Here is a 26,285-nt window from a genome sequence, read left to right as displayed (position 1 = left end):
ATGAAGACGATCGTCATCCACGCCGCGAAAGACCTGCGCCTCGAAGATCGCCCGGCGGAAGCGCCCGGGCCGGGCGAGGTGGAAATTCGCCTTGCCGCCGGCGGCATCTGCGGCTCGGACCTGCATTATTACAATCACGGCGGCTTCGGCACGGTGCGGCTGAAGGAGCCGATGATCTTGGGACACGAGGTCGCCGGTCAGGTCGCGGCGCTGGGGGAGGGGGTTGCGGATCTCGCCATCGGCGATCTCGTCGCCGTCTCGCCCTCGCGTCCCTGCGGCGCCTGCGATTCCTGCCTGAAGGGCCTGCCGAACCATTGCTTCAACATGCGATTCTACGGTTCGGCCATGCCCTTCCCGCATATTCAGGGCGCCTTTCGGGAGCGCCTCGTCGCCAAGGCCAGCCAGTGCGTGAAGGCCGAGGGCCTTTCGGCCGGCGAGGCGGCCATGGCCGAACCGCTTTCCGTCACCCTGCATGCCACGCGCCGCGCCGGCGAGATGCTGGGCAAGCGGGTGCTGGTCACCGGCTGCGGCCCGATCGGCACGCTCTCGATTCTCGCAGCGCGCAGGGCAGGGGCGGCGGAGATCGTCGCGGCCGACCTCTCCGAACGCGCGCTCGGTTTTGCGCGTGCCGTCGGCGCCGACCACACGATCGACCTTTCGAAGGACAGGGACGGACTTGCGCCCTACGCCGCCAATAAAGGCACCTTCGATGTGCTCTACGAATGCTCAGGCGCCCAGCCCGCGCTGGTGGCGGGCATTCAGGCTCTGAAGCCGCGCGGCGTGATCGTCCAACTCGGCCTCGGCGGCGAGATGACACTTCCGATGATGGCGATCACCGCCAAGGAACTCGACCTGCGCGGCTCCTTCCGCTTTCACGAGGAATTTGCTGTGGCGGTAAAGCTGATGCAGGGCGGGCTGATCGACGTCAAACCGCTGATCACCCACACGCTGCCACTCGCCGAGGCGCAGCGCGCCTTCGAAATCGCATCGGACAAGACGCAATCGATGAAGACGCAGATCGCCTTCGCCTGAAGCTGCCGAACGCTCTACGTTCGCAGTTCCGACCAACAGAGACTTGATACAATGAGCATCACCCTCTTCGACCTCACCGGCAAACGCGCGCTCGTCACCGGCTCCTCGCAGGGCATTGGCCTCGCACTCGCCAAGGGCATGGCCGCTGCCGGCGCCGAGATCATCCTCAACGGGCGCGACGAAACGAAGCTTGCCGCCGCGGCAGCGGAAACGGGCGCAGCCCACACGCTCGCTTTTGACGCAACCGACCACGCCGCCGCCCGCGACGCCGTCGATCGCTTCGAGGCGGAAACCGGCGCCATCGACATCCTCGTCAACAATGCCGGCATGCAGCACCGAACGCCGCTCGAGGATTTCCCGGCCGACGCCTTCGAACGGCTGATGCGCACCAATGTCTCCAGCGTGTTCAATGTGGGCCAGGCCGTCGCCCGCCACATGATCGCACGCCGCGCCGGAAAGATCATCAACATCGCCAGTGTCCAGACGGCACTCGCCCGCCCCGGCATCGCGCCGTACACCGCCACGAAGGGCGCCGTTGCGAACCTCACCAAGGGCATGGCGACCGACTGGGCGAAATACGGACTGCAATGCAACGCCATCGCACCCGGCTATTTCGATACCCCGCTGAATGCGGCGCTGGTCTCCGACCCGGCCTTCACCACCTGGCTGGAAAAGCGGACGCCGGCTGGACGCTGGGGCAATGTCGACGAACTCGTCGGCGCCTGCATCTTCCTGGCGTCCGGCGCCTCCTCCTTCGTCAACGGCCATGTGCTGTTCGTCGATGGCGGCATCACGGCGTCGCTGTGATGGCTGGCTCTTCCTCCATCCTGCGCGTCGTGCTGATGGGCGTTGCCGGCTGCGGCAAATCGGCCGTCGGCGCTGCGCTCGCGACACGCCTTGGCGCGACCTACGTCGATGGCGACGACCTGCACCCTGAGACCAATATCGACAAAATGCGACGCGGCGAACCGCTCGATGACGCCGACCGCTGGCCTTGGCTGACACTGGTCGGCCAAAGGCTGGGCGCTGCCGAAAGCAATCTTCTACTCGGCTGCTCGGCCCTTAAACGCGCCTATCGCGACCACATCCGTGTGGAGGCCGGCGCACCTGTGACCTTCGTCCATCTGTCGGGAAGCCGCGAACTCATTGCCCGGCGCATGGGCGCGCGCACCGGGCACTTCATGCCGACCACGCTGATCGACAGCCAGTTCGCCGCGCTCGAACCGCCGGGCGCGGAGGAGGGGGCGATCACCGTCGATATCGATGCACCGCTGGAAACGATCGTCGCGGCGATCGCGCAGAAGCTTGAGGAGAGACAGTCATGACGAACAGGGTCGCGCTCATCGGCGCCGGCGCCATGGGCGGTGCCATCGGCACCCGCCTTGCCGAAACCGGAAATCACCTGACGGTCTTCGACCCCGACCCGGCAAAACGCGCCGTTCTGGTCGAGAAGGGTGCGCAGGAAGCGACCTCCGCCGCCGAGGCGGCGGCGGTGAGCGACTACGTCATCCTCAGCCTCAACGCACCTGCCATCGTCCGCAAGGCGGTGTTCGGCGAAGGTGGCGTAGCAGCGGGCGCGAAGGCCGGTACCCTCATCATCGACATGTCCTCCATCGACCCCGATGCGACGAAGGACCTTGCGGCCGAGGCCGCCGAAAAGGGATTGCGCTGGGTGGACAGCCCGCTCTCCGGCGGGGCGCCGAAGGCACTGATCGGCCAGCTCACGCTGATGGCGGGCGGCGCTGCCGAGGATGTCGCGGACGCCCACACGGTGCTGCGCCACGTCGCCAGCAACTACACCCATATGGGCCCGGTCGGGGCGGGGCAAACCACCAAGCTCATCAATCAGGTTCTGTGCGGCCTCGGCTTCCTCGCCGTCGCCGAAGCCACGCAACTGGCGCTCGATGCGGGCGTCGATGCCGCCAAGATCCCTCAGGCGCTGAAGGGCGGGCGCGCCGACAGCGCCATCCTGCAGGAATACATGCCGCGCTTCGTGACGAAGGATTATCGCCGAACGGGGCGCATCGACAACATGGTGAAGGACCTCAACGGCGCGCAGGATCTCGCCCGCCGCACCAACACCGCCATGCCGCTGACGGCGGCCTGCGCCGAAATCCACCGCATGCTGACGGCCGCCGGCCTCGGCGGCGAGGACCAGGCCGCACTGATGGAATTCTTCCGGGGACCGAACAAGGAGCACTTCTCATGATCACCCGCTACGCACTCTTCGAAGGCACCGTGAAGGAGGGCAAGACAGAAGCCTTCCGCCAGGCGGTGATCGAGCGCATCCTGCCGAAATGGAAGCAGTTCCCGAAGGCTACGGATGTGCGCGTCTCCTTCGCCGAAGCACGCGACGATGGCGCACCCGAATTTCCGATGATCCTCGCCATCAACTACCCGGATCTCATCGCCGTCGAGGAGGCCCTTGCCAGCCCCGTGCGCACCGAAGCCCGCGCCGCGACGGAATCCGTGCTCGCGGAATTCTTTGTCGGCCGCATTCATCACCATGTTACGCTCGCCAACGAATTTCCGCTGTAAAACAAATAGACAGAGCGCCTTTGAACGGCGAATAAAAGTCCGCGCGGGCTTTCTTCAACGCATGACGCGCCCCCGCGTCATGCGTTTTTTCTTTGCGGGAGGCGATGCGGTCGTTGCCTGAACCGCGACTGAACACACCCTTCAGCTTCCATTCCAAAGCAAGGTCCTAAAAGGGAGACGTTCAATCAACCGCGGCCAGTGCCGCTGAGGAGACATCGTCATGAACCGCACGTCCTTCATCGCAACCGCCCTTGTCGCCCTCGTCGGCATCACCAGCGCCGCCCCTGCCATGGCCAATGACGTGCGCATCGAGCAGTATGGCTGGTCGAATTCGGGCGGCGGCGCCCAGGAAGGCTATAGCAACCGGATCCGCACCTACCAGAACGGCAGCTACAACCGAAGCGTCAGCCGCCAGTACGGCCGCCACAACCTCTCGGCCATCGGCCAGGAAGGTCGCAACAATTACGGGGCGACCTACCAGACCGGTAATCGCAACGTCGCGGGCATCGGCCAGTTCGGCTCCAACCACACGACGATCCTGACCCAGGACGGCAATGGCAACATCGCCGCCGGTGTGCAGGTCGGCCGGGGCTGCGATGCCAATGTCAGCCAGGGCGGCAATGGCAATGTCGCCGCCTTCGTGCAGGTCTGCGACTGAGCTCGCAAGGCGCGCAGGTAAGGTCCGCACCAACAGATCCGGGAGCCATGAGCCATGCTGAAGAGTGCTACGCAGAAACGTCACCTGATCATGCTGTCCATGCTGTGCCTCGTGCCCGTCGGAACCCTTGCCGCCATGTCGACGCAGGGCCGGACGGATGCAGCAGGGCCGTGCGAAATACGGGCCACGAAACAGGCGGGCATGGTGACGCTGGACGCGCTTGTCCATGCCGATCGCACGGCCGGCGGAACCTATTCCTTCCGCATTGAAAAGTCCGGCGGCGGCGGAAGCTCCACCGTCAGCCAGGGCGGCGCCTTCGAGACTGGTGCCGGCCAGAGCGCTCCGCTGGCATCCGTTTCGGTCGATGCGAAAGGCAGCGCCTACAGCGCCGTGCTCGAGGGCGAGCTTGCGGGAAAAACCTTCCGCTGCACGGCGAAGTCGGGCGTCTGAGCTATCCTCGACACGACCATGGCCTCAACAGGGACGTCCGCAAACGGCGTCCCTTTTTCGTTACCGCTCTCCTGAGCCGGCGGCTGAATGCCGGCTGAACACTCGGTTCCGGCGCCATTCAGGCGGGACATGCGATGTTCCGATCATGGCCATCAAGGTCGCAAGAGGGAAAAGATGATGACCCGCACCACGCTCAAAATCCTGACGATCACGCTTCTCGCCGGCGGCCTTGGCCCCCTCGCGCTTGCCGGACCGGCGCAGGCCGGCGGCAGCATCTCCTTCAATATCGGGCCGCGCAATGCCGAGGAAGCCAACCTCTGGTCCACCGGCGTCCAAGCCTATTCCCTCTACCGTGGCATCAAGAACGGCGATATCCGCCAGCTTGGCCGCTCCAATGCCGCTGGCCTGACCCAAAAAGGTCGTGGCAATCTCGGCATCATCCGCCAAAGGGGCGACGGCCATTCGGCAACACTCCAGCAAAATGGCGATGGCAATGCCTATGGCATCTTCCAGTACGGCCGCAATACCGACGCCAACGTCATCCAGAACGGCAACGGCGGCAGCGGTGCCACCTTCACCTATGGCTGGTAACGTCTGGCCATGGCCAGTTCTTCGTGCGGCCGAAGGAGCCGCATGGGGAAGGGCTCTCGGTCAGCATGCCAGAGCCTGCCCGCGGCGATGACATTTGCGGCATAGGCATTATTATGGAACGATCGTCGTCATGCGGGAGCGTCGGCGACACCAGAAGGTCGCCGGCCGCGCCTCGCCCAGTGCTGCGCGCGGGGCAAACAGATCACCGGTCCAAGACGCAGCCGTCGTCGAGCTTGCCGGTGAAAGACGCCCGACACGCACGAGCCGCGCCGTGCTTGTCAATAGCGGACCATGCCGGCATCGACGTTGATGGTCTGGCCGGTAATCCACCGCGCGTCGTCGGAGGCCAGAAAGGCAACGACATCGGCGATGTGTTCAGGCTGGCCCCTGCCCTTCACGGCCTGCAACATCTCGACGAAATCGAAGGCATTGTTATGCGGACTATCCTTGACGCCATCGCTTTCGATGAGCCCCGGCGTGATGGCGTTCGCGGTGATGCCGTACTTGCCGAGTTCTGTCGCCATGGCCCGCGTCAATCCGATGACACCACCCTTCGCCGCCACATAGGCCGCCATGTTTGGCGTTCCAGCGAAGAAGGTGTTGGACGCGATCGAGACGATGCGCCCGGCTCGGCCCTTGGCGCGCATCTGGTCGGTGGCCGCCTTCGAGACCAGGAACGTGCCGGTCAGGTTGACGTCGATGATCTTCTGCCAGTGGGCAAGATCGACATCGTCCCAGGCGATGAAGGGCACGATCGAGGCGTTGTTGACGACCACGTCGCAGGCACCAAACCGCTCGCTTATCTCTGCGAAAAGTGCCGAAACGGCCGCTGCGTCCGAGATGTCGGCCGCGATCGCGATGGCGCCGGAGCCAATCGACGCCGCGGCGGCCTTGGCGCCGTCGGCATTGACGTCGCTGACGATGACGTTTGCCCCATCCGCGGCCAGCCGCGCAGCGATCGCCTTGCCGATGCCCTGTGCCGCGCCGGTCACCAAGGCGGTTCGTCCTGAAAGTCTTGCGCTCATTGCATTCTTCCTTCGTGTTCGGATCTTCGTCAATTCTGGTCGATGATGGCGATTGCGGCCGCGATGGCAGCGCCGGCATCGGTCTTGACGCCGCAAGCGCTCATCGCTCCCGCCACCGCCGCCAAAGCGGCGATCGAATAGATGGGCTGGGCGGTCGGCCCCATGTGGCCGATGCGCGTGAGCTTGCCAAGCGTCTCCCCACGGCCGGACGAGAAGACGACGCCATAACGGGCCCGCGCCTCGGACCGGAACTGCGCTTCATCGACGCCGCCGGGGATTTTCAGCGCCGTCGTCGTGGGCGAGGCGATCTCGTCGCGCGCGGCCCAGATGTCGAGACCCATGGCACGGAGCCCGGCGCGCGTTGCTTTGGCCGTCAGCGCATGACGTGCCCAGACCGCTTCCGGCCCTTCGGCGAGATAGAGATCCAGCGCCGCATCGAGCCCGTTCATTTCCGCCACGGAGGGCGTGAAGGGAAAGGGCTCGCTGCGAGACCAGGCATGTTCCCAATCGAGGATGGAGAGCATAGAGGCGCGGGGCGCGGCCGGATTGCGCTTCATCTTTTCCCAGGCGCGGTCGCTGATACCCGCCATGGTGAGGCCTGGAGGCGCGCCAAGGCACTTGTTGGGTCCGGTGATGTAGATATCGGCATGGCAGTCCTCAGGATGCGTGCGCATGCCGCCGAAGGACGACACGGCATCGACGATTAGATAGGCGCCGTGGTCGGCAACCACCTTGCCGATCTCGTCGACGGGATTGATCGTGCCTGAGGGCGTGTCGTGATGGCAGACGCAGACAATGCTGATCTCGGGATGCTTCTTGAGCATCTCCCGCACCGCTTGCGGATCGATCGCATCATTATAGGCCGTTTCGATTTCGAGAAGTTTTTTCGTGTAGCGGGCCGCCCAGTAGCCGAAGCCCTTGCCGTAGACGCCGGAGGCAAGGTTGAGCACGGTATCTTCGTGCGTAATGAGCGAGGCGGCGGCGGCCTCAAGCCCGAGCACCGGCTCTCCCTGCAGGATCACCGGCCGGGTCGACAGGCGCATCGCGGCCTGCGTCTTTTCCACGACCTTCTCGTAAAAGGCCTGGAAGGCCGGATCGTAATCGTAAAGCACGGTCCGCCCCAGCGCTCGAAGCACATCGGGATAGGCGTTGACCGGTCCCGACGTCAGCGTGATGACGGGAGGTGCCGTATCGGCATAGCGCATGGGTTCACTCCTCAGCCGTAAAATTGGGTGCCGGTGCGGTAGGAGAGGAAGTTCTCCATGTCGTGGGAGAACATCAGCTCGGCATCATGTTCCTCCGCGAGCGCCTTGACCCGCCGCATGGATTGAACGCCCGCGACCGGATCGATGTGGAAGGCCGCCTGGCACAGCGTTTCCAGACTCTTTTGCGTATAGGCGGCGTCGATGGTGAAGAGGATCGGGCGGCGCGTCTGAAATTCCACGAGGAGACTGTAGTGCCCGATCGAGTGGCCGGGTGTCGCGATCAGTTTCACGCCCTTGGCCAGATCGATGTCGCCTTCCACGCCTTCGAAGGTCGAGTTTTGCCGGGTCGTGCCGGCCAGAAGCTGATCCGTCGCGCCGCGCGCTTCCGCCGCCTCGGCGGAAAAACTGAGGTCGGAATAGCCGAGATGCTCGAAGGGTTGCGGGTTACAGGCCTGCGCCACCTCGGTCTTGTGGCAGATCTTCTTTGCATGCGGGAAGTACTTGTTTCCACCGCAATGGTCGAAATGGAAATGCGAATTGACGACCAGATCGATGTCCTTGGGCTCCAGTCCGAGCAGACCGAGTGCGCCGGGGATCGTCTGATCCTTCGACTGGATCGGCTTTTCGAAGGGCAGAACCTTCATGACATGGTCGTAGTCGAAGCCCGTATCGATCAGGAAGCGGCCTTCTGCATGCTCGATGAGGATCGAATAGACGGGGAAGCGAACCTCGCCGCCCGGTCCCCGGTTCCAGAAGACGTGAAAGCCGTCGAGAACGAGGGAGCCGCCGTCCAGAAGATATACCTTGGTATCCGTCATGCCTTCTCTCCTTTGTGGAAGTTCAGCGCGCGCCGCGCTCGTAGGGAATGCCGAGGGCCGCCGGCAGGCTCGCACGCCGCCCGAACAGGACGAGCATTGCCATGACGGCCAGGAAGGGCAGCATCTGGATGACGTCGATCGGCACGTTGACCCCGGCCACCTGGGCGGCCGTCGTCATCGACAGGCAGCCGCCAAAGATCATGGCCCCGATCAGCACCCAGATCGGCCGTCCCCGCGCCAGCATGGCCAGAACGATGCCGAGGAAGCCGGCGCCATTGGTGATGAAGGGGATGAACAGACCGGCGCCGACATTCGAGAGATAGGCGCCGCCAAGCCCCGCCATCCCGCCGCTAAACAGGACCGCAACGGTACGGGTGCGGATGACATCGATACCGGCGACATCGAGCGCTGCCGGCTTGTCGCCGGCCGCCTGAAGGTTGAGGCCGAACTGGGTGCGACGGTAAAGCCACGCCATCACGCCAACCATGGCCACGGCGAGATAGACGATGAGGTGATGGCGAAAGAGCGCAGGCCCGAAAAGCGGAATGTCGCTGAGAAGCGGAACTGCCAGGGTTTCGGCGGCCGGCAGGCGCGGATAACTGCGCGAGAACTGGAAGTGGTAGAGCAGCGCCGTCAGGCCTTCCAGTCCCAGCGTCAAGGCGATGCCGATCACGATCTGGTTCAATCCTAGCCGCACGCACAGAAGCGACATCAGCGCCGCCACTACCATGCCGCCCGCCGCGCCCGCCAGAAAGCCGACCCAGAGGGAACCGGAATAGAAGGCGCACACGAAGCCGACATAGGCGCCGGCAATCATCATGCCCTCGATGCCGATGTTCAAGACGCCGGCCTTTTCCGACATCTGCTCGCCGAGGCCAGCGAGAAGCAGCGGAATGGCCGCTGTCACGGCACCGAAGAGCAGCGCCGCGAGGAACGTATCGCTGAACAAACCCGTCATGGTTCAGGCCTTCCTTGCTTGGTTGAAGCGATGGTCGATGTACTCGGCGACAGCGAGCGTCAGCAGCACGATCGAAATCAGCACCAGGGTGAAGTAGTGGGGAACGCCAAGCTTGCGCGCCGCGCTTTCGCCGCCGATCTCCAGGACGGACAGGAGAAAGACGAAGGCGATGGCTGCAAAACCATTCATCCGAGCGAGAAAGACCACCGGAATGACCGCAAGGCCGTAGGCCGGGTTCCAGTCGGCGCGCACATTGCCCTGGATGCCAAGGATATCAACCGCGCCGCCGAGGCCGATGAGGCCCGCAGACAGGGCGAAGACCGCAACCGTCAGCAACGGCACATTGAGACCGGCATGAATGGCCGCGCGCGGATTGGCGCCAACCATGCGCAGTTTCAGGCCGAAGGCCGTGCGCGTCATCATGAGATGCACGATGATGATGGCCATCAGCCCGAAGACGAGACCGCTGGTGACCGTCGTGTCGAAAAGCCGCGGCAGGCGATCCTCGACGGCAAGCGTGCGGGTCTGCGGCACGGTCGTGCCCGGATCGAGAAACATGAGCTTCACCAGCACGTTGGCCAGCGAAACGCCCAGAAAGGACATCATCAGCGTGGTAATGATCTCGTTGACGCCCTGGTATGCCCTCAGCAGGGCCGGCAAAAGCGACCAAAAGACGGCGACAAGGATGGAAAGCAGGCTGGCCGCCAGAAGCGCCAGCCAGACCGGCAACACCTGGACCATCGGCGTGACGCTGGCTGCCGCGATCACGGCGCCAAGCAGGAACTGGCCGTCACCCCCGAGATTCCACATGCCGGCGCGGAAGGCGACGATCAGGCCGGAGGCGATGAACAGCAGCGGCGCCATGCGTGTCAGCGTCTGCTGCAGCCCCAGACCCGACAGGACGCCACGCTGGACGACGAAACCGTAATAGCTGAGCGGATTGACGCCGAGCGCAAGCAGAAGGCACCCGGCAAGGACGAGCGAGATGAGGATGGGGCCGATGGTGGTCGCCAGACGGCGGATGAGGGCGCTGCGGGCGACCTGGGCAGCCGAGACGTCGAGGCCAGCGGCGGGAGCGGAGGAAACGTCGTGTGTCATGCTGCAAGTCCGATCATCAGGCGCCCGACGCGTTCTCCGGCTCCGGGCGTGTTGTCGACAATGCCGACCAGCCTGCCTTCGGAGATGACCGCGATGCGGTGGCACATGCTCAGAAGCTCCTCGAGATCGGTGGAGATGAGGAGGACGGCCATGCCCTCGCTGGCGATGTCGCGAATGCGCTGCCGCGTCGCGAGGCTGTTCGCGAGGTCGAGCCCGTAGGTCGGCTTGTTGAAGATGACGGCGCGCGCACCGTCTGCGAGTTCGCGGGCGATCAGCACCTTCTGGATATTGCCTCCGGACAGCCGGCCGATCGGCGTCGCAAGGCTCGGAGTGCGCACATCATATTGACGGACGAGGTCGCCGCCGCGCGCCACGATCTCGCCTGACCGTTCGATGCCGCTGCGCCAGAAGGGCGGTTCGCCGATCTGTTTGAGGAAGAAATTGATCGACACCGGGAATGCACCGACGGTGCCTTCCCCCAGCCGGTCGTCCGTCAGGTACCGCAGTCCATGCTTTCGGCGAGCACCGACGGTAAGGCCGTCCAAGGCCTGTTGTCCGAGGCGTATGCGGCCGCCGGCGGTTGCGCGCTGGCCAGCCAGGGCCTCGGCCAATTGTTTCTGTCCATTTCCGTCAATACCCGCCACGCCGAGAATTTCGCCATGTCCAATATCGAATGAGATGCCATGAAGGCCCGGCGTGTCACCGCTTGGCGCGATCTCAAGGCCGGAAACCTCCAGCAGCCGCTCGTCATTGTCGGCACGCGGCGGAATGGACACCGCCTCCTCGCCGGCCTGTCGGCCGAACATCATGCCAACGATCTCCGCCACCAGCGCATCGCGATCAATCGCCCGCAAGCGCTCCGGCGTGATCTCGCCAACCTTGCGGCCGAGCTTCAGAACGGAGACACGATCGCCGAAATCAGCAGCTTCGCTGAGCTTGTGCGTGATGAACACCACGGCGAAGCCGCGTTCCACCAGTCGGCGCATCAGAGCGCCCAGTTCGGTCACGCCATGCGGCGTGAGCATCGAGGTCGCTTCGTCGAGGATGAGCAGCCGGCTGTCGCGCAGCAGCGCACGGACGATCTCGACCTGCTGCTGTTCCCCGAGCGACAGTTCGCTGACGCGTGCATCCAGATTAATCTTGATGCCCAAGGGTCCGGCGACCGCCGCCACTCGCTCCGCAATCTCGGCAAGCTTCGGCCTTTGCCACCAGCGCCCGCCCAGCGCGAGATTTTCCCCAACGGTCAGCGTCGGTACCAGCATGTTGTGCTGGAACACCGTTCCGATACCGAGCGAGAGAGCGTGGCTGGGCGAACGGATGCTCGTCGCGACGCCGTCGATCAGGATGCGGCCATCGTCGGGCTGCTGCAAGCCGGAGAGCATGCCGATCAGGGTCGACTTGCCGGCGCCATTCTCGCCCAGCAGAACATGCACCTCGCCCGCCCGGATCTCGAGATCGACCTTGTCATTGGCGATGATGCCGGGAAAGCGCTTCGTCACGGCGTCGAGCGTGACGATCGGCGTTGGCGCCTGCGTGCCCATGGCGGCTTCCTTCCTTTGAGAGTGATATCCGCCCGGGAGGACGCAGCCGCCCTCCCGGACGTGACGCATCGCTTACTGGGCCGCTGCGGAGACGTCGGTCATGAGGCCGCGCACCGCCGTCGCCTCGAAGACCGGCTCGACCTTGATCTCGCCCGAAACGATCTGCTCGCGGACCTTCTGGATGTCGTTCCACACGTCGTCCGGAATCTGCGCCGTCTTGATCAGCTTGACCGAGTTGTCGGCAAGACCGATCGCGTAGCGCTTCGTGCCGAACGTATCGTCCTTGAGGTCGTTGATCATGGCCGTGTAGACCGGCGTGATATCCCAGACCACGGAGGTCAGCAGGTGCTCCTTCGCCACCGAGGTCTTGTCGCCGATGACGTCGATGAAGAGAACCTTGCCGCCATCGGGTGTCTTGGCCGTTTCGACGGCCTGCAGCATGCCGAAGCTGGAGCCGTTGCCCTGACCGAAGATGATATCGGCACCCGACGCGATCACGCTTTCCGTGACTCGACGGCCGCCGGCCGCATCACTGTAGGCTGCCGGCCCGATCACCGCGTAGGTGATTTTGACATCCTTGTTCTCCGCCTTCACGCCTTCCGCGAAGCCCGCGGACTGCGAGTTCCACGACGGCGGTTCGCCCGAGACGACGATGCCGACATGCTTGGCCTTGCTCATCTTGGCGGCCATGCGGCCGGCGAGATAGGCGCCCTGATGGCCACTTAGCGTGTAGTCGGCGACGAGACCTTTCTTCAGCGCATTCGGACTGTCGACGATCGCCACCGGAATGTTGGTCTCGGCGGCAATCTCAGGCGCAGCCGTCGCATAGCCGCTGGCATGCGCGATGATCAGGCTTGCGCCATCGGCCGCGACTTCGCGCATCGCGGGACGCACATCGCCATATCCGAGACCCGAAGCGACGACGACTTCGATACCGGCGGCCTCGGCGGCGGCCTTTGCGGCGTCGACGCCCTGCTGGTTCCAACCGAAGTCGGTTCCTTCTTCCGGCGTCAGAATGGCAATGGACTTCACTTCAGCCGCGAAAGTCGCGCCACTCATCAATGCTACAAATAGTGTAGCAATCATGCTCTTACCGAAGAATTTTGACATTTTAAGCTCCCGATTTCTTGTTGAGTTCCCATTTGTATGCATTATTATTCTTGTTTTTATTGGCAATGATCTGCTCAGGAGTTTCCCTTGATGAAGTCACCCATGGTTTTCACTGCGATGGTCATGCTCTTGACGGCCAGCCCGGCTGTGGCTGCAAAAACCGTTGAAACGGACGGCCTGGTGGCGGTCGCACTCGATGTCCGCAATGACGGTGCTGCGCCCATCCTCTGCCAGGCCGAGATCGCCCACTGGTTCGCGACCGACCTCGCCCGTGTTGCACCCGGCGAAACCGCAAGTCTCGGTCTTCACGTGAACACGCACAGCGGCACCTGGGCGGCGATGAATACGGCTGGCGAGGCCCTGCCCGTGGAGCGCGCCTGGTGCGGCGTGGAAGGCCACACCTACGAGACGCGCTTCGACCTCGGTCTCAAGTCGGGCAAGCCGCCGGCTCGGCAGTTGACCTGCCGGGCCGAAGGCAAGCGGCTCGCCTGCCGATGAGGCCGGGGTGAGTGGCTTGCTCATTTCACCCCCTTGGCATCGACGAGGGTCCGCATCCGGTCGTACTCGGCCTTCACCTCGGGCTCGGCTGCAAGAAGATCTGCCGCCAGCTTGGCGAAGTCGGCATTCATCGTCTGCTGCTCGGCTGGCGACAGTTCGTTGACCTTGCCGCCATTGTCGGTCCAGACCTTGTAGGTCTTCTCGACATTGGCGACGCCCCACGGAAACACCTCCGTTTCGGCGGCGCGCCCGGCTTCGATAATGGCAGTCTTCACCGCATCGGTCTGCGACTGGAACCAGTCCTCGTTGACCACGGTCACCGAAACGATCTCGGCGAAGCGCAGATCGAGAATGTTCTTTCCGACATCGTAATATTTGAACGCCGTGAGGATCGGCACGCCGACCAGCATGCCGTCGAGGCCGCCGGATTCGAGCTGCGGGATGACTTCGGTCAGAGCCAGCGGGAGCGGCGTAGCGCCGAGCAGTTCCATGGGCTTGATCTGCAGCGGCGAGGCGAAGGTGCGAATCTTCAGGCCGCGCAGGCCTTCGAGCGTCGTCACATCCTTCTTGGTGAAGACCACCGTGGGGCTGTTGTAGATCGCGCCGATGACGCGAAGGCCCTTGTCGAGGAACATCTCCTCCATGTGCTGGCGATATTCCGGATCGTGGATCGCGGCCTTCACGTCATCCGGTGTCTTGAAGAGACCCGGCACGTCGAACGCCTGGAAGCGCGGATCGACATTGGTCATGAAGGAGGTGGGCGTCGTGAAGGCCTCGATAGTGCCGAGCAGCACGCCTTCGGCCATGCGCGGGATCGCGCCGAGCTGGCTGGCCGGATAGATCTCGGTTTTCACGGCGCCGGGCGCCCTCGCCTCCAACTCGCGGGCAAAGACCTTCTGCCACTCATGCTGGACGTCGTTGATGGTCGCCGTGGCGAGTTTCATCGTCGTCTGTGCCGACGCCGAAACCATCGGCGCGAAGACAAGCGCCGTGCTCAGCGCCGCGACCTTGAAAAACTTCGTAAGCATGATGTTTCCCTCTTTTCTAGAGCGTGGAACCGAGCATCAGCGAAAGTGCCGGCACATAGGTGATGATGAGAAGCGCGAGCAGAAGCACGGCCACGAAGGGCGCGACGCCGCGGTAAAGGACATGGGCCGGAAGGCCGGTGACCGACTGGGCCACGAAGATGTTCAGCCCGAACGGTGGCGTGAACATGCCGATGGCGAGGTTGACGGTCATGACGATGCCGAAATGGATGGGGTCGATGCCCAGCGAAACCGCGATCGGAACCAGCAGGGGGGCAAAGACGAGGATGGCCGAGGTCGGATCGAGAAAGCAGCCGATGACCAGCAGGACGATGTTGACCGCGAGCAGGAACGTGACAGCGCTGAGCTGAAGCGTGTTGATCCAGCCGATAATGGCCTGCGGGATGCCCTGAGTGGTGATCATCCAGGTGATCACCCCGGCCGCCGCGACGATGATCAGGATTTGGCCCGACAGCATCGCCGAATTGCCGGCGGCACGCACGATGTCTGCCAGCGTCATCGTGCGATAGACGAAGAGCGCGACGACGATGGCATAGACGCAGGCAAAACCGCCCGCCTCCGTCGGTGAAAACAGACCGTAATAGATGCCGCCGAGCACAAAGACCGGCATCAGCAAAGCCCACACGGCCTCGCGCGTGGCTTTCAAGGCAAGCTTTCCGTCGAAGCGCGGACCGCTTGCAACGCCTTCCCGCCTCGCGGCGATCATCACGAAGCCGCCCATCATGACTGCCATCAAAAGGCCGGGCAGAACGCCTGCCATGAAGAGTTTCGGGATCGATTGTTCGGCCGCCAGGCAATAGAGGATCATGGCGATGCTGGGTGGAATGACGATGTCGATCGCACCGCTGGAGGCGAGCAGGCCGCTGGCGCGCTCCCGGCTGTAACCGGCCGCGATCAGCTTGGGGTAGAGGGTCTTGCCGAGTGCCGCGACGGTCGCGACGCTGGAGCCGCTGATGGCACCGATGGCGGTGGACGCGCCAACGGTGGCGACGCCGAGACTGCCGGGTACGCGTCCCGCCATGGCCATGGCCCAGGCGATCAGGCGTTGCGCGATGCCGGACCCGCCCATCAGTTCGCCCGCGAAGACGAAGAAGGGAATGGCCAGCAGCGCGTAGTTGTCGAGGCCGCCGAACAGCACCTGCTGCAGGGCCACGGCCGGCATCGGCAGCACGAACATCATGGTCACGGCGACGCCGACGAGGAACACCAGAAAGACCGGCGTACCGAGCGCGAGCAGCATCAGCGGCAGGGCGACGAGTGACCAGATCATGGCGTCACCTGCGCATGCGGCGTATTCCGCACGAAGGCGACGGTGTCACGGACCAGCATGACGGCGCCTATCAGGGTCAGGCCGGCAAAGCCGATGAGGAGCGCGCCATGCGGCACGGTCATCGGCAAGCCGAGACCCATGCTCTTGACGCCAAGGCGCGAGATGCGCCCGATGAACAGCCAGGACGCATAGCTGGCATAGGCACCGGCGAACACGGCCGCAGCATCGTGAACCATATGCAAGACGTGGCGCAGGCGCCCGCCGGCATAGGACGGCAGCAGATTGACGTTGATGTGCGAACGTGCCGCCAGCGACAGGATCGAGGCCAGCATCACCGACCAGATCAGCACATAGACCATGAGTTCATCCGCACCCAGCGGCGCGATGCCCAGCAGGTAGCGGCTCGCCGCATTCAGCACATTAACGGCGACCACGGCCAGCAAGGCAATGCCGAGAACCGTGTTCAACCAACCGCTCAAGCGCGAGGGCGCAGCGGGTGTGTGAGCGTTGGGGTTCTCGGCCGTCTTGAGACGGGCTGTGTCGTGCGCCGCCATGATCATGCACCGCCTTCGAGAATGCGGCGGATGGCAACGAGCTTTTGCGCGCGATCCTTCTGAAGACCAGCGATCCGCTCGGGCGTGTAGGAATAAACGCCGCTGCCCGACTTGATGCCGAGGGTGCCTTCGGCAATCTTGCTCGCCACCAGCGGCGCAACATCCTTCCGGTCGCAAAGATCGGCATTGAGATGGCTGGCGACGGAATTGTAGATGTCGAGGCCCGCCATATCGAGGAGGGCCATCGGCCCGACCACTGCGAGCTTGTAGCCGATCCCCCAGGATACGCAGGTGTCGATATCCTCCGGCTCGATGACCCCGCGCTCAACGAGATCAACGACCTCGCGCAGCAGCGCGTAGAGCACGCGGTTTTCCACGAAGCCGGGTACGTCCTTCTTGATGAAGACCGGCAACAGGCCGAGCGCGCGGATGAAATCGCCCATGGTCTTGACCGTGCCGGGAGCCGTCTTCTCGCCGCCGATGACCTCGATCATCGGAATGATATGCGGCGGGTTTGACCAGTGCATGCCGACCATGCGGGCCGGATGGGAAAGATGTGCCTGCAGGTGCGTGATCGGAATGCCCGAGGTATCGGAGGCAACGATGATGTCAGCGCCGATCAGCGCATCGATCTTGCGGTAGACCTCCGCCTTGATCTCGATCTTCTCGGGCACGTTCTCGATCACGAGATCGGCGCCTGAAACCGCGTCCGCCAGATCTTCCGTGAAGCGGACGGTGCCAGCGCCGCTCGCGGGCGCGGCGATGCCGAGCGAATCGAGCACTGTTTCGGCGACGGCGAAGGCCGCGCGGGCGCGCTCGATGGCGCTGGCTGCCACGTCATAGGCGGTGACATTGACCCCGCCCCGCGCCAGCCGGGCGACCATCCCAGGACCCATGGTCCCCAATCCGATGACGGCGATGTGCTTGAACATCAGGCTGCTTCCCTGTTCTCTGTCGAGGCCGCGATGAGATCGGCAGCCTTTTCGGCAATCATGATGACGGCGGCATTGATGTTGCCGCAGACAAGGTCAGGCATGACCGAGGCATCGACGACCCGGAGACCGGCGACACCGCGCACGCGCAGTTCGGGGTCGACCACCGAAGCAGCATCCGCGCCCATGCGGCAGGTGCCTGCCGGGTGATGCACGGTGATGGAGGTCTTGCGGATGTGATCATCGATCTGCGCGTCACTCTGGCTTTGAGGGCCGGGCAGGAATTCAGCCGCAACGAAGGGCTGCATGGACGGCTGGGCGGCAAGCGTGCGGGCGACGCGGACACCGGCGCGCAGCGACTCCCAATCCCGGGGCGAGGCCAGAAAGTTCTGGTGGATGAGCGGTGCTGCCTGCGGATCAGCCGATGCAAGCTTGATCAGGCCGCGGCTTTCCGGCTGCGTGGCGACGATGCGGGTGGCAAAGCCATCGGCGAAAGGCTGCTTGAACGGCTTGAAATACGGCCAGGCGGCGAGCGGCGCGGCGGTGAAGAGCAGCTGCACATCCGGCAGCGGCCGATCCGCGCCGCTTTTCAGGAAGGCGACGACACCACCGGGCACGTCCCCGGAAAAGCCGCGCCCTGTCAGGTAGGTCTTGGCGAAATCGAGACCGATCCTGTCGGCCCGCATCTTCTTGAAGAAGGGGCCGGGCTGGCGGCGGCGATACATCAGGATGACCGAAACATGGTCCTGAAGGTTCTTGCCGACCGCCGGAAGACCGATCTTCGTTGCGATGCCGTGCGCGGACAACTCTTGCGGATCACCAATGCCCGACAGCATCAAGAGTTGCGGCGTGTTGATCACGCCACCGGACAGCACGACCTCGCGCCGGGCGCTCACCATGCGCTCGCTGCCCTGGTGACGAAAGCGCAGGCCCGTGGCACGGCTGCCCTGCAGCACCACTTCCGTCGCCATCGCACCCGTCAGCACCGTCAGGTTGGGCCGCTTCAGCGCGGGCTTCAGATAAGCGGAGGCGGTCGACGCGCGCCGTCCCTTTGAAATGGTCATCTGAAGGCGGCCGAAACCCTCCTGCTGTTCGCCATTGTAGTCACGGGTCTGCGGATAGCCCGCCTGGACACTGGCCTCAGCAAAAGCCTCGATCAGCGGATCCTTGTATTTGCAGAACTGCGTGTTGACGGGACCGGAACCGCCCCGGAAATGGCTTGCGCCGCCCTCCCACGTCTCCTGTTTGCGGAAATAGGGCAGCACCTTTTCGAAGGACCATTCGGTCAGGCCGCTCGCAGCCCAGCGATCGTAGTCGCCGCGATTGCCGCGCACATAGGCCATGGCATTGGTCGAAGACGAGCCGCCGATCACCTTGCCGCGGGCGCATTCCACCCGGCGGCCACCGACATTGTCTTCCGGCTCGCAGAAATACATCCAGTCATGGCGACGTTCCGTGAGAATCTTTCCCCAACCGAGGGGAATGTGGATCATCGGATCGCGATCCCAACCGCCGGCCTCGAGCAGCAGCACCGAGCAGCGCGGATCCGCGCTCAACCGGTTCGCCAGGACACAGCCGGCCGAGCCGGCTCCGACGATAACGTAATCGTAGCTTTGTGCGTTCTGCATCGGCATCACCGCTTTGCTTGACGTTGCGGCGCCCGCGAAACGACCTCGATCGGCCGGGGCACCCCCATGCGACGCCCGGACGGGTCCGGGCGCTCGTCAAATGGCTGCAGGCCTCAGGCCAGTCCCGCCTGCTCCAGACGGCGCGTCCAGTGGTCCCAGCCGCGGTCGATCTGGGCGCCGACGAGCTTGCCGGCGGCGACCACCTCGCCGGGCGTCAGGTACTTGACATTGCCGATCCGCAGGCCCGCGGTGAGCGCGGCGGCTTCCTGCTCCAGATAGAAGGCGCGGAAGACGACTTGGCGGACGGAGTCGCCGACATTGACCACGCCGTGGCGCGCCATGAGGACCACTGCCTGATCGCCGAGGACCTTGGCGATTTCGGCGCAGACGGCGGGGCTTCCGCCGAACAGATCCGTCGCATCGCCATGGGTGTCGCGGATTTCATAGACGGGAACGGACTCGCCCATGAAGCCGCCCATGTGGGTGACGGGCCGCAGCGGCTGGTCGACGAAGCAATAGGGCAGCACGGCGGGCGAATGGGTATGCAGCACGCACTGCACATCCGGCCGGACCTTGTAGATTTCGCTGTGGATGTAGCGCTCGAGATAGGACGGCCGGTTGTCGGTCGTCTCGCCGTCGAGATTGAAGCGCTGCATGTCCGCGACGGTGATGTGGCTCGGCGCCAGCTTGGACGCCATGAAGAAGCCGTTCGGATCATCCGGGTCGCGGGCGCTGATATGGCCGAACGTGTCCATGATCCCTTCATTGATGAGGACCTTGGTGGCCATGACCAGTTCTTCGAAAACCGTCTGTCGGCTCTGTGTCTTGTCTGTCATTGTTGTTCCCCCAGTCTGCCGCAGTGCCGACCCCGATTTTTATCGTTGTGACCGGCGCCGCGGCGTTCCTGTTCACCTGTTCTCGTAAAGACCGACGATCCGGTTCTGCTCGATGATGTTCCCGGCATAGGCCGCGAGGAACTCCTCGCGCGTCGGCGCTCCCTCGACATGGGTGTCGAGGGCGTAGACCCAGAAGTAGTAGTGATGGATGCCGTGACCGGCCGGCGGCTGCGGTCCGTAATACTGCTTGTCACCGCCGCCATTCGGACCGACGCGGTATTTCTCCTGCGCGTCAGAGAGGTCGGTGGCGGTCGGATCGATCCCGTAGACGGTCCAGTGCGTGAACCCGTTGGCGAGCGGCGCATCCGGGTCGTGGCAGATCACGGCCAACTCCTTGGTGCCGGCCGGAACGCCGCTGACGGTGAGCTTCGGCAGCACGTTGCCTTTGTCGCCGGCATGTTCGTCGCGCAGACGACCGAGCGGCTCGAAATCCGAGGAGGTGATCTTCAGGTCTTTGATATTGAGAGGCATGAATGTGTTCCTTTGTTTCGGGACGGCTCAGGTGGAAGCCACGAGGTCCGCGACGGTCTTGCCGCCGACGCGCTGATGCACGCGCGGACCGCTGGCTACGGCGACACAGATCAGGATTTCGTCGGGACGCGGTCCATCCGGCACGCAGAAGGTGATCGCGTCGTAATGCGAGCGGATGTAAAGCTCGTCCTTGTGCGCCAGCGGAATATCGATGGAGGTCCCGGCGGCTGCCACTTTGCTGACGGAGGATATCCAGGCATCCCCGCCCCCCACCTGCTCGCGCAGCGGGTTGCCGAAGGTGGTGGTGATGCAGGCAACGACATGCTCCTGCTCGCCGGCCGTGCCCGCAATGCCGCCCTTGCCGTAGCTTTCGACCGGCCGTCCGCCCAGAAGCGCGACCGCGCGCTGCCCGAGCGCATGGCCGATCGCGGCACTCGGATTTGTCAGCGGGCTGAGATCGCTGACGAACTTGCCCGCGAAGGGATTGCGGATGATGACGCCGGTGGCGACGCGCAGGAGGCTGTCGCCCGGCGCGCCACCGTCATGGCAGATTTCCTGCACGGAGGAGAACCATCCCCGCACCTCGTAATCTTGTTCAACCTGTCTGGAATAATTCATCTCGATCTCCTCACGAGGTGGATGACTGGATCTGGCCGCGCATGTGTTTTGAGGACCTTACTGGGGCCAGGAATAGACGCGGTTGATGGGGTCGTAGCGGGCGGCTTCGAGCGCTTCGGGCGTGAACATGTTGCCCTTGGAAAGCGACCGGTTGGCCGCGTAATCGGCGGAGATCTGCTGCGTGCGGTCCGTGATCGGGCGGATGCGCCTTTCCCACGCGAGCAGGGCATCCTCGACGGAGCCTTCGGCGGCAACGTCTTGGGCAAGGCTGAAGGCATTGACCATGGCGCAGCCCGCACCCTGCGCCAGCGCCGGGCACATGGCATGCGCGGCATCGCCCACCAGCGCAACCTTGCCGGCGGTCCAGCGATCGAGCTTGGTCGTCTCGTAGCGATCGTAGCGGGCGCTCTGGAGTTTCGCGGCCTCGACAAGGCACGGCTCCAGGAACGGGAACATCTCCACCCAGACCTCGAGATCGAGCGGCACGCGCGATCCGCGCGGATCGTCGGACGGTGCCATCAGGCCGAGATAAAGCTCGTTCTCGTTGCAGGGCGAATAGAGGATGCGCTGGACCCGCGGCCAGAAGTTCCACATGTCGATGGTGTTGTCCCATTCGCCATGGCCGAGCTCCGCCTTCTTGCGCGGCACGATCAGCCGGATGATGCCGTCCTTCGAGCCCCAGCGCTCCTGCTGGAAACCGATGGAATCGCGCACCTTCGAACCGACGCCGTCGGCGCCGACGATCAGGTCCGCTTCGATGACCTCGCCCGTCTGCAATGTCAGCCGGCCCGCCGGATCCGCGGCGACGGCCTCGGAATTGACGGCGATCTCGACGCCCACCGCCTTGGCCCGGTTCACCAGCGCATTGTGCAAATGGCTGCGCGTCATGACGCGCCAGGGCAGACCCTTGAAGGTCTCCTTCGAGACGGACTTGTTGTGCATCCAGGTCTCGTAGGTCGGCGGGGTGTGCGAGCCCTCCAGCACCTCGTTCAAGGCGCCGACACCTTCCAGCACCCGCAAGCCGTTGTGCCAGAGATAGATACCGGCCCCGAAGGCGCGCAGTTCATTGCTTCTTTCGTGCAGACGCACGTCCCAGCCGTTCTGGCGCAGGGCAATTGCGGCGGTCAGGCCGGCAAAGCCGCCGCCTGCAACTTCGGCGCGGCGCGACCGCGTGGAGCTTTTGTTGATGTTGGTCATGTCACGTTTTCCGTCTATCTCAAGCGTCGATGAAATTGGTGATTGCGCGTGAGGTGACGTCGGGCGACACCTCGTTGACATAGTGGTCGGCGCCGGGAACGACGACGACCGGCATGTCGGGCCTCAGGGCACTGGTCTTGGCGAGCGCATCAGTGGAGACGAGCTTGCTCTCGCCACCCCTTACGAGAAGCACGGGCCGCGTCACCGCCCGGTAGGCGGGCGAAAGATCGGCACGCAGACCATTTGCGGTCTGGGCCATGGCGGAGGGCGATGCTAATGGGCGGTAGCCGTCGGCGCCTCGCTCGTAGCCGCTGGCCGCGCGCGTGCGGATCGCCCCTTCTGGAATGTTGGGATAGCGCCGGGCAAGATAGGCCTCGACGGCCTCCAGGCTTTCGAATGCCTGATCGCCGGCGTTGACACGCGCTTCCAGTGCATCGAAGACCTCGGGCTCGATGAACGGCGTGAAATCGATGGCGACCACCGAGCGCACCAAGGCCGGATGACGGGCCGCGGCCGTGACCGAATTGCGCGAACCGAGCGAATGACCGATCAGGATCGCCGGCCCGCGATCGAGGGTTCGGATCAGCGCGGCGATGTCTTCTGCGTAGTCGTCGGCCTCGTAACCAGCCTGCGGCTTGTCGCTGAGGCCGTGACCGCGCTGGTCGACCGCGACCGTGCGGAAGCGGCTCGAAAAATCCGCCATCAGCGGCGCGAAAACGGCGGAGTTGGCGGTGATGCCGTGCAGGAACAGCATCAGCGGGCCCTCGCCCTCTTCCCGGATATTCAGCACGGTTCGACCGATGTCGATCCGTCGTGACGCGAGTCGTCGGTAAGGCAAATCCGCCCCCATCTAACGCTCCCCTTGTTTGTTTTGTTGGGCAAAAAGGACCACACTTTCCCATGGGCGTCAACCAGATTGTCAGACATTCTTTCAATCTTGCAAAATGACATTAAGGCGAGTACAGATTAGAAATACACGCAAGAACACCATCGAAACGCCAGCGAGGCCCATGCATGAAGCCGGTTCTGAATCTGCGGATTTCACCTCGAACCGTGCAGCAGGAGACCGTCGAGAAACTGCGGCAGGCAATCTTTTCGGGCCTGTTCCAGCCCGGTGCGCGCCTCGTCGAAAGCCAGCTCTGCGCCGAACTCGGTGTCAGCCGGCCATCGCTGAGAGAGGCGCTGCGCAGTCTAGAGGCGGAACGGCTGATCGAGATCATTCCGAACCGCGGCCCTTCCATGCCGACGCTGACATGGGAAGAGGCGACCGCGATCTACGAAGTGCGCGAACTTCTAGAAATCGAGGCGGCAGGGCGCTGCGCCAAGCTGATCACCAAGGAAAAGCTCGCCGCCCTCGAGGCGTCGCTGATCGCATTTCGCGAGGCAGCCTCAAGCGATGACAGCTATGCACGGGTCATGGCGGCGGCCGAGTTCTATGCCATCATCCTGGCCAATTGCGGAAATCCGATCATCGAGGAAGTGCATCGTGGACTGCTGGCCCGGATCAGCTTTTTCCGCGGACGCTCCATGTCGCTCGAGGGTCGCGCGCAGAGCAGCCTTGTCGAAATGACGCAGATCTACGAGGCCATCGCGGCCGGCGACGAGAAGGCCGCCCGCAAGGCAGCCCATCGCCACCTGGTACGCGCGAAAGCCGCCGCGAAGGCCGCGATGGAGCAAGGCGCCTGACGGCACCTTACTGGCAACGCCCTGCACAGTTCGCGAGGCGGTCTTCAGGAGGATTGAAATGAACAAGATGGAGCGGACGAGCAATTCCGGCCATGATGTGGTCATTGTCGGAGGCGGCTCGGCCGGGGCGCTGCTCGCGGCACGCCTCAGCGCGGATTCCAGCTGCCGGGTCATCCTGATCGAAGCCGGAACCGAGCCGGAAGACCCCGACATCTGGAAGCCCGCCGCCTGGCCCGCGCTGCAGGGCCGGAGCTATGACCGGGATTACGTGACCGAACCACAGGCCGGCACCGCCGGGCGCGCGCATCACTGGGCGCGCGGCAAGGTCGTCGGTGGTTCGAGCTGCCTGCATGCCATGGGATATATGCGCGGCCATCCGGACGACTTCGCCGCCTGGGCCGATGCGACCGGCAATCCGCGCTGGAGTTGGGAGGGGCTTCTTCCTTTTTTCATGGCCAACGAGAGCCATCCGCTCGGCGGCGACGGCATCCACGGCGCCGCAGGTCCGATGCCGGTCTACCTGCCATCCGACGAGGTGAGCCCGGTCGCAACCGCCTTCATGGAGGCCGGCGCCGCCCTCGGGCTGGAGCGTCTTGCCGGCCACAACAGCGGCCGCATGATCGGCGTGACGCCGAATTCGCTGAACATCCGCGATGGCCGACGCGTTACCGTAGCGGACGCCTGGCTGACGCCTTCGGTACGGGCGCGACCCAATCTGACAATCCTCACCGGGCATCAGGTGCTGAAGATCAGGCTCGAAGGCCATGTCGCGCGGACGTTGGACCTCCTCGGCCCTTCCGGACCGACAACCGTGACCGGCGATCAGATTATTCTGTGCGCGGGGGCTCTCGAAAGCCCGGCCCTGCTCATGCGCTCCGGCATTGGCCCCGAAGCCGTCCTCACGGATGCCGGCGTGCCCTGTCTGATCAATATCGGCGAGATCGGCCGCAATCTTCAGGATCACCTGCTTGGCGCCGGCAATCTCTATGCCACGCGCCGGCCCCTGCCGCCCTCACGCCTCCAGCACTCCGAATCCATGGCCTATATGCGCGCCGGCAGTTTTGCAGAGACGGGCAAACCGGATATCGTCGTTGGTTGCGGCGTGGCCCCTATCGTCTCGGAACGCTTCGTCGCACCCGCGCCCGGCGGCGCCTTCTCGCTCCTGTTCGGCGTCACCCATCCCACCAGCCGCGGCACCATCCGGATCAGCGGCCCCGATCTTTCCGACCGGCTCGTCATCGATCCCTGCTACCTGCAGACAGAACAGGATCGCGCCTTGTTTCGCCAGGCGCTCGAGGCTGCCCGTACCATCGGTCACCATCCACATCTCGACGGGTGGCGCGCGGAGGAACTGCTGCCAGCGCGCATGACGACGCGGGCGGAAATCGACGACTTCATCGCCCATGCCGTCATCACCCATCACCATCCCTGCGGCACCTGCCGCATGGGCAAGGACGAGGGCGCTGTTGTCGATGATAGGCTGCGCCTTCGCGCGCTCGACAATATTCACGTGGTCGATGCATCCGTCATGCCGAGCCTGACCGCAGGTCCCATTCATGCCGCCGTGCTTGCGATCGCCGAATCCTTTGCCGTCAGCTACACCACGCAACTGGCCCCCACCCCATGACGCACGGAAGAAGAGCATGTCGCAGATTAAAATCCGCAAGAAAAGCCTGACGATCGAGACCATTTATCACGAGATGGGCCCCGCCCCGCAGACCCCGTTGCGCATGGCGTCCGCAGCAGCCGTGGTGAAAAATCCGTTCGCCGGCGTCTATGTGGACGATCTCATGCCTTTCATGGCCGAGCTGCGCAGCCTCGGAACGGAGCTTGCGAACGAACTCGTTGATGCGCTCGGCGGCAAGGCGCAGATCGAAGTCTACGGAAAGGCAGCGATCGTCGGGGTGAATGGCGAAATCGAGCACGGCGCCGTGTGGCACGAGGCCGGCGGCTGGGCCATGCGCGCGGTCCTCGATCAGCCAAAGGCCCTCGTGCCGGCCAACAAGGCGGTCGCCGCTTCTGGGTATCGCCTGATGGTGCCCGTGCACTACATCCATGCCTGCTACGTCCGCAGCCACTTCAACAGCATGGAGATCGGCATTCAGGACGCGCCGCGGCCTGACGAAATCCTCTTCGCCCTCGTCATGGGCACCAGCGGCAGACCCAACGCCCGTGTCGGCGGGCTTGAGAAGCAGTCCGTCATCGGTGATGACGGGCAGCGCTGAGAAAGCCGGTTCGGTGGCCTCCGCTGATGGCTCATCCGGGATCGAGGGAATGGCGTGAGTTCTCGGCGCAAATCAATAATCCGAACCAAGGCAACGGCTTGCAGGTGACAGGACACGCAGTCGAGAGGTCGATCGAAAGCGGACGATGCAGCCTTTCGATGCAGAAGCCGCCGCCTGGCTGCTCAGCGACGCCCCCCTCAGTGCCGCACTCAGGGTGGTCGCACGCGATGACGCGGCGGC

At 64.1% G+C, this 26,285-nt stretch carries 29 protein-coding genes; 12 read left to right on the top strand and 17 right to left on the bottom strand.

The features are described from left to right. The 8 genes from F3H41_RS18770 (at position 1) to F3H41_RS18735 (ending at position 5,269) form a co-directional block, all read left to right on the top strand. Positions 1 to 1,032 (top strand): L-idonate 5-dehydrogenase, encoded by a 1,032-nt coding sequence (locus F3H41_RS18770; RefSeq protein ID WP_149740219.1) that lies wholly within the window; start codon positions 1 to 3, stop codon positions 1,030 to 1,032. Positions 1,033 to 1,083: 51 nt separating this feature from the next. After that, the gene (locus tag F3H41_RS18765) at positions 1,084 to 1,839 is read left to right on the top strand and encodes an SDR family oxidoreductase (RefSeq protein WP_149740218.1); all 756 of its coding nucleotides are present in this window, start codon (positions 1,084 to 1,086) and stop codon (positions 1,837 to 1,839) included. Beyond that, the gene (locus F3H41_RS18760; protein ID WP_244616275.1) at positions 1,839 to 2,357 is read left to right on the top strand and encodes a gluconokinase; all 519 of its coding nucleotides are present in this window, start codon (positions 1,839 to 1,841) and stop codon (positions 2,355 to 2,357) included. The genes F3H41_RS18765 and F3H41_RS18760 overlap by 1 nt, the downstream gene beginning before the upstream one ends. Beyond that, positions 2,354 to 3,241 carry an NAD(P)-dependent oxidoreductase gene (locus tag F3H41_RS18755; protein WP_149740217.1) on the top strand — a complete coding sequence of 296 codons (888 nt, stop codon included), beginning with the start codon at positions 2,354 to 2,356 and terminating at the stop codon, positions 3,239 to 3,241. The genes F3H41_RS18760 and F3H41_RS18755 overlap by 4 nt, the downstream gene beginning before the upstream one ends. After that, on the top strand, positions 3,238 to 3,570 hold the full coding sequence (locus F3H41_RS18750) for a hypothetical protein (RefSeq protein ID WP_149740216.1): 333 nt from the start codon (positions 3,238 to 3,240) through the stop codon (positions 3,568 to 3,570). The genes F3H41_RS18755 and F3H41_RS18750 overlap by 4 nt, the downstream gene beginning before the upstream one ends. A gap of 220 nt (positions 3,571 to 3,790) precedes the next feature. Then, positions 3,791 to 4,228 carry a curlin gene (locus F3H41_RS18745; RefSeq protein ID WP_149740215.1) on the top strand — a complete coding sequence of 146 codons (438 nt, stop codon included), beginning with the start codon at positions 3,791 to 3,793 and terminating at the stop codon, positions 4,226 to 4,228. A gap of 54 nt (positions 4,229 to 4,282) precedes the next feature. Continuing rightward, complete coding sequence (gene csgH, locus F3H41_RS18740; protein ID WP_149740214.1) at positions 4,283 to 4,678, top strand: curli-like amyloid fiber formation chaperone CsgH; 396 nt, start codon at positions 4,283 to 4,285, stop codon at positions 4,676 to 4,678. Between the two features lie 177 nt (positions 4,679 to 4,855). Beyond that, complete coding sequence (locus F3H41_RS18735; protein ID WP_149740213.1) at positions 4,856 to 5,269, top strand: curlin; 414 nt, start codon at positions 4,856 to 4,858, stop codon at positions 5,267 to 5,269. A gap of 278 nt (positions 5,270 to 5,547) precedes the next feature. On the opposite strand, the gene F3H41_RS18730 is transcribed toward F3H41_RS18735, so the two are convergent. The 7 genes from F3H41_RS18730 to F3H41_RS18700 all read right to left on the bottom strand — a co-directional run bounded on the left by F3H41_RS18730 (position 5,548) and on the right by F3H41_RS18700 (position 13,024). Beyond that, a complete protein-coding gene (locus tag F3H41_RS18730; RefSeq protein WP_149740212.1) occupies positions 5,548 to 6,294 on the bottom strand; it encodes an SDR family NAD(P)-dependent oxidoreductase in 747 nt (248 codons plus the stop codon). A 29-nt stretch (positions 6,295 to 6,323) separates the two neighbouring features. Continuing rightward, positions 6,324 to 7,499, bottom strand: a complete 1,176-nt coding sequence (locus F3H41_RS18725) for an alanine--glyoxylate aminotransferase family protein (protein ID WP_149740211.1) — start codon at positions 7,497 to 7,499, stop codon at positions 6,324 to 6,326. An 11-nt stretch (positions 7,500 to 7,510) separates the two neighbouring features. Further along, positions 7,511 to 8,317 carry an N-acyl homoserine lactonase family protein gene (locus F3H41_RS18720; protein ID WP_149740210.1) on the bottom strand — a complete coding sequence of 269 codons (807 nt, stop codon included), beginning with the start codon at positions 8,315 to 8,317 and terminating at the stop codon, positions 7,511 to 7,513. A gap of 22 nt (positions 8,318 to 8,339) precedes the next feature. Further along, positions 8,340 to 9,275: an ABC transporter permease gene (locus tag F3H41_RS18715; RefSeq protein ID WP_149740209.1), complete on the bottom strand. Its 936-nt coding sequence runs from the start codon at positions 9,273 to 9,275 to the stop codon at positions 8,340 to 8,342. Positions 9,276 to 9,278: 3 nt separating this feature from the next. Continuing rightward, positions 9,279 to 10,373 carry an ABC transporter permease gene (locus F3H41_RS18710; protein WP_149740208.1) on the bottom strand — a complete coding sequence of 365 codons (1,095 nt, stop codon included), beginning with the start codon at positions 10,371 to 10,373 and terminating at the stop codon, positions 9,279 to 9,281. Next, positions 10,370 to 11,914 (bottom strand): ABC transporter ATP-binding protein, encoded by a 1,545-nt coding sequence (locus F3H41_RS18705; protein WP_149740207.1) that lies wholly within the window; start codon positions 11,912 to 11,914, stop codon positions 10,370 to 10,372. Before F3H41_RS18705 ends, F3H41_RS18710 begins: the two co-directional genes overlap by 4 nt. A 72-nt stretch (positions 11,915 to 11,986) precedes the next feature. Further along, a complete protein-coding gene (locus tag F3H41_RS18700; RefSeq protein WP_149740206.1) occupies positions 11,987 to 13,024 on the bottom strand; it encodes a BMP family protein in 1,038 nt (345 codons plus the stop codon). 90 nt (positions 13,025 to 13,114) lie between these two features. On the opposite strand from F3H41_RS18700, the gene F3H41_RS18695 reads away from it, so the two are divergent. Then, positions 13,115 to 13,522 (top strand): hypothetical protein, encoded by a 408-nt coding sequence (locus F3H41_RS18695; protein WP_149740205.1) that lies wholly within the window; start codon positions 13,115 to 13,117, stop codon positions 13,520 to 13,522. Between the two features lie 20 nt (positions 13,523 to 13,542). Here the strand turns inward: F3H41_RS18695 and F3H41_RS18690 are convergent, their stop codons facing one another. The 10 genes from F3H41_RS18690 to F3H41_RS18645 form a co-directional block, all read right to left on the bottom strand. Next, positions 13,543 to 14,550, bottom strand: coding sequence for a TRAP transporter substrate-binding protein (locus F3H41_RS18690; protein ID WP_149740204.1), 1,008 nt, complete (start codon positions 14,548 to 14,550; stop codon positions 13,543 to 13,545). Positions 14,551 to 14,566: 16 nt separating this feature from the next. Then, positions 14,567 to 15,838 (bottom strand): TRAP transporter large permease, encoded by a 1,272-nt coding sequence (locus F3H41_RS18685; RefSeq protein ID WP_149740203.1) that lies wholly within the window; start codon positions 15,836 to 15,838, stop codon positions 14,567 to 14,569. Next, positions 15,835 to 16,392, bottom strand: coding sequence for a TRAP transporter small permease (locus F3H41_RS18680; protein ID WP_149740202.1), 558 nt, complete (start codon positions 16,390 to 16,392; stop codon positions 15,835 to 15,837). The genes F3H41_RS18685 and F3H41_RS18680 overlap by 4 nt, the downstream gene beginning before the upstream one ends. A gap of 2 nt (positions 16,393 to 16,394) precedes the next feature. Further along, the gene (gene fhmpcd1, locus F3H41_RS18675) at positions 16,395 to 17,324 is read right to left on the bottom strand and encodes a 5-formyl-3-hydroxy-2-methylpyridine 4-carboxylate 5-dehydrogenase (protein WP_149740201.1); all 930 of its coding nucleotides are present in this window, start codon (positions 17,322 to 17,324) and stop codon (positions 16,395 to 16,397) included. Beyond that, complete coding sequence (locus F3H41_RS18670) at positions 17,324 to 18,952, bottom strand: choline dehydrogenase (RefSeq protein WP_149740200.1); 1,629 nt, start codon at positions 18,950 to 18,952, stop codon at positions 17,324 to 17,326. The genes fhmpcd1 and F3H41_RS18670 overlap by 1 nt, the downstream gene beginning before the upstream one ends. Before the next feature lie 113 nt (positions 18,953 to 19,065). After that, positions 19,066 to 19,788 (bottom strand): class II aldolase/adducin family protein, encoded by a 723-nt coding sequence (locus F3H41_RS18665; RefSeq protein ID WP_149740199.1) that lies wholly within the window; start codon positions 19,786 to 19,788, stop codon positions 19,066 to 19,068. A 72-nt stretch (positions 19,789 to 19,860) separates the two neighbouring features. Beyond that, positions 19,861 to 20,319, bottom strand: coding sequence for a YbhB/YbcL family Raf kinase inhibitor-like protein (locus F3H41_RS18660; protein ID WP_149740198.1), 459 nt, complete (start codon positions 20,317 to 20,319; stop codon positions 19,861 to 19,863). A gap of 27 nt (positions 20,320 to 20,346) precedes the next feature. After that, the gene (locus tag F3H41_RS18655) at positions 20,347 to 20,937 is read right to left on the bottom strand and encodes an amino acid synthesis family protein (protein ID WP_149740197.1); all 591 of its coding nucleotides are present in this window, start codon (positions 20,935 to 20,937) and stop codon (positions 20,347 to 20,349) included. 57 nt (positions 20,938 to 20,994) lie between these two features. Then, the gene (locus tag F3H41_RS18650; RefSeq protein ID WP_149740196.1) at positions 20,995 to 22,134 is read right to left on the bottom strand and encodes an NAD(P)/FAD-dependent oxidoreductase; all 1,140 of its coding nucleotides are present in this window, start codon (positions 22,132 to 22,134) and stop codon (positions 20,995 to 20,997) included. A gap of 19 nt (positions 22,135 to 22,153) precedes the next feature. Further along, positions 22,154 to 22,924, bottom strand: coding sequence for an alpha/beta hydrolase (locus tag F3H41_RS18645; RefSeq protein WP_280177053.1), 771 nt, complete (start codon positions 22,922 to 22,924; stop codon positions 22,154 to 22,156). Between the two features lie 224 nt (positions 22,925 to 23,148). Here F3H41_RS18645 and F3H41_RS18640 point away from each other — a divergent pair, with 224 nt between their 5' ends. From F3H41_RS18640 to F3H41_RS18630, 3 genes are read left to right on the top strand one after another with little or no spacing between them, the layout of a single operon-like run. Then, positions 23,149 to 23,820: a GntR family transcriptional regulator gene (locus F3H41_RS18640; RefSeq protein ID WP_149740194.1), complete on the top strand. Its 672-nt coding sequence runs from the start codon at positions 23,149 to 23,151 to the stop codon at positions 23,818 to 23,820. A gap of 58 nt (positions 23,821 to 23,878) precedes the next feature. Continuing rightward, positions 23,879 to 25,447: a GMC family oxidoreductase gene (locus F3H41_RS18635; RefSeq protein WP_149740193.1), complete on the top strand. Its 1,569-nt coding sequence runs from the start codon at positions 23,879 to 23,881 to the stop codon at positions 25,445 to 25,447. Positions 25,448 to 25,463: 16 nt separating this feature from the next. Continuing rightward, positions 25,464 to 26,045, top strand: coding sequence for an amino acid synthesis family protein (locus F3H41_RS18630; protein WP_149740192.1), 582 nt, complete (start codon positions 25,464 to 25,466; stop codon positions 26,043 to 26,045). Positions 26,046 to 26,285: the final 240 nt, after the last annotated feature.

The sequence above is a fragment of the Rhizobium sp. RU20A genome, from assembly GCF_900155885.1.
Classification (GTDB): domain Bacteria; phylum Pseudomonadota; class Alphaproteobacteria; order Rhizobiales; family Rhizobiaceae; genus RU20A.
Note: the sequence above shows the minus strand (reverse complement) of the source record. Positions and strands in the feature narration are given on the sequence as shown.